The organism is Candidatus Cloacimonadota bacterium (assembly GCA_020532355.1).
GTDB lineage: Bacteria > Cloacimonadota > Cloacimonadia > Cloacimonadales > Cloacimonadaceae > UBA5456.
This window is the reverse complement of record JAJBBD010000190.1, coordinates 1-2,660: the sequence shown is the minus strand read 5'-3', so window position 1 is coordinate 2,660 and position 2,660 is coordinate 1. Positions and strand designations below refer to the sequence as shown.

Annotated in this window: 3 protein-coding genes; 1 reads left to right on the top strand and 2 read right to left on the bottom strand. The window is 42.9% G+C overall.

Annotated features, from left to right (window positions below; all coding sequences use genetic code 11):
• A partial coding sequence (locus LHW48_06800; GenBank protein MCB5260164.1) for an SLBB domain-containing protein occupies nt 1–957 on the bottom strand: 957 nt, incomplete at its 3' end.
• A complete protein-coding gene (locus tag LHW48_06795; GenBank protein ID MCB5260163.1) occupies nt 947–1,906 on the bottom strand; it encodes a GDP-mannose 4,6-dehydratase in 960 nt (319 codons plus the stop codon). The genes LHW48_06800 and LHW48_06795, both read right to left, overlap by 11 nt.
• Before the next feature lie 439 nt (nt 1,907–2,345).
• On the opposite strand from LHW48_06795, the gene LHW48_06790 reads away from it, so the two are divergent.
• Nucleotides 2,346–2,660, top strand: a 315-nt coding sequence (locus tag LHW48_06790; GenBank protein MCB5260162.1) for a hypothetical protein, incomplete at its 3' end; no start/stop codon positions are given.

Here is a 2,660-nt window from a genome sequence, read left to right as displayed (position 1 = left end):
ATATCTGCCTTTCGCCTGGCGCAATTTGATTCTCAGATAGGCGTATTCCAATGGAGTTAGTTCTACCATACTGCGAGATTTTATGCGTTCGAATTCCGGATCTGGCTCCTCATTATACGATTTGTTTAACACCACTGCATTTTCCAGATCTGCATAATCGCTAAGCCCACCTGCTATTTGCAACATCTCCCAAAGCGTGGTACCCTCTTTAACATTAAATTCTCCATGTTGCATCGATTCACCAGATATTGTTACGGTAATTCTATCCCGATATTGAGAATCGTATGGCACCATAATTCTATCGCCCGGATTCAATTCCAAATCCCAAAGTTCGGGTTGAGCTATCAAATCCAAAGTACGATAGCTATACTCTCTAGTATCAGGATGATACACACTCAAGCGTACAGCAGAAAGCAGAGAACCCGGCACAGGACCCAAAGACATCTTCAATGCTTCCCTTACCGTGTCTCCCTTGCGATATTCCATATCCCCGGGATACCCCACACTACCATTTACACTAATAAAAGCTTCAACCAGCGGCACATGAACATGGTCAGAATCCCGTAAATAGGGATTTTGACTTAAATCTCCGGTCCGATAAAAAGAGAAAAGATCATAAGTGCGTTCTTCAGAGCCTCTATACAATTTGATGTTGCGAATACTCTGATACGCTTTGTAGTTGGGAAACATCGTATTGTTTGTCCGCAACATCGGTACAGGACTCAGTTTAGACATGCTTTGTCCATCTACATCAAACAATTCATCCGGACTTAACATACTAAGCCCAATGGCATCGGAAAGTCTATCTAAATGAGATAGCTTTAAGGTACCCGGATTTCGCACATAACCGCTTACGTTTATGCTAATTAAAGCAATTTCACGCTCTACTGTCTCCGTAGCATTTAAAAATGCAATTACCAAAGCTAACAGAATGATGAGATATAATTTAGTTTTCATAATACTTAATCATGCGATTGATAATATCATCCAAACTGTATTTAGGTTCATAACCAATATATTCTTTTACTTTACTGAGATCCGGCATGCGGTTCATCATATCTTCAAATCCCTCTTCAAAAGCAGCTTCATAGCTCATGTATTCAATGCGGGATTTGCTTGAACACATCTCTTTTACCTTTTGTGCCAAGTCTTCGATGCTGATGGATTCGGTTGTGCCAATGTTAAAGATCTCGCCTTCACATTCGGGACTATTCATCAGTTTCACAAAAGCTCCCACAACATCCGATACATCGGCAAAACAGCGAGTTTGCTTGCCGGTTCCATACACCACAATTGGCTGATCCAATAATGCCGCTTTGATAAATTTAGGCAAAACCATGCCATACTGACCCGTCTGTCGAGGACCAACTGTATTAAAGCAACGTACTATTACCACCGGAAGCTTCTTTTCTCGGTAAAATGCCAAAGCCATAAATTCGTCTATTGCTTTGGAACAACTATAGCCCCAACGGCTAATATGAGTAGAGCCCAAAAGACGATTGTCCTGCTCCGAAAACGGCACTTTCTCACTTTTCCCATATATCTCACTGGTAGAGGTAATTAGAGCTTTGGCTTTGTGCTTATTACATAATTCCAATACGTTATCGGTTCCCACAATATTTGTTTTGAGCGATAGGAGCGGATTTTCGATGATGTATTTAACTCCCACTGCAGCAGCTAAGTGATACACTTGATTGCATTTAGAAATAAGGGTGTCCATCAATTCCCGATTCAGGATAGTCCCTATTTGAAAATGGAATTTTGGGTTATCTTTGAATGTTTCAATATTGGAAAGGCTTCCGGTAGAGAGATTATCTATAGCATATACTTCGTTGCCTTCTGAAAGTAATCGCTCTGCCAGATGAGACCCGATAAAGCCTGCGCCACCAGTGATAAGTATTTTCATTATCGTCTCCATTAGAGATTATTTGATCTGCTGCAAAGGCAAACCTTTGGTAACGGTAACAAGATATTTCCACTGCTATTTTGTCAATGAAAATCAAAAAGAGACCGTTGCGCACCCGTATAGAGAAGATTTTTATGCACGAGATAGCGGTTTGGGAAGCTTTTTTCTGATTGTAGCTATGCCACCCACCACTCTTTTAGGATGGGGCTTTAGCCCATGCCCAGATTATTCAGCAATCTTAGAAATTGAATGCCGTTGAAACCTTAGTTTAGAAAACAGCATCTCATAGAATTAGAATGAAGCGTGAAAACAAATAGCTCTCTTTCAAACTAAGTGGGCGCCATAGATCTACAGAAAATTCTTCACCTGGGCGCTTGACTGCGAGTGCCCTTACAGTAAGGGTGTACAGCTATTCCGCCAAGGGAAACCAGTGCAAGAGATGGGGTGGCAAGCTCTGTTTATCACAAATGCCGAAGGTCTTTTCTCTCTGGCAGCTCCGCTGCCTCTGCCAAGCGGGAGCTTGGCAGCCCAAACAACGCAGCACAAACGGATCTGTGCTGCCAGTGGTAAGCCCTGTTTGCCACTAAAGCTGCTACAAGCCGCATCCACATTAGGGGTGGCAAGCTCCTGCTTGCCACAGCGAGCACAGCTCGCTTCTGAAGGCGGCGGATTCACCGATAAAGCGGCAAGATGCCGTTTTGTTTTGCCGACTTTGTCGCCACTGCCAAACGGGGCTGCTCAAACGGTTGATATT

Excerpts from the sequence above, each read along its gene's own strand:
- LHW48_06795 (MCB5260163.1), bottom strand. The coding sequence starts at position 1,906 with ATGAAAATACTTATCACTGGTGGCGCAGGCTTTATCGGGTCTCATCTG.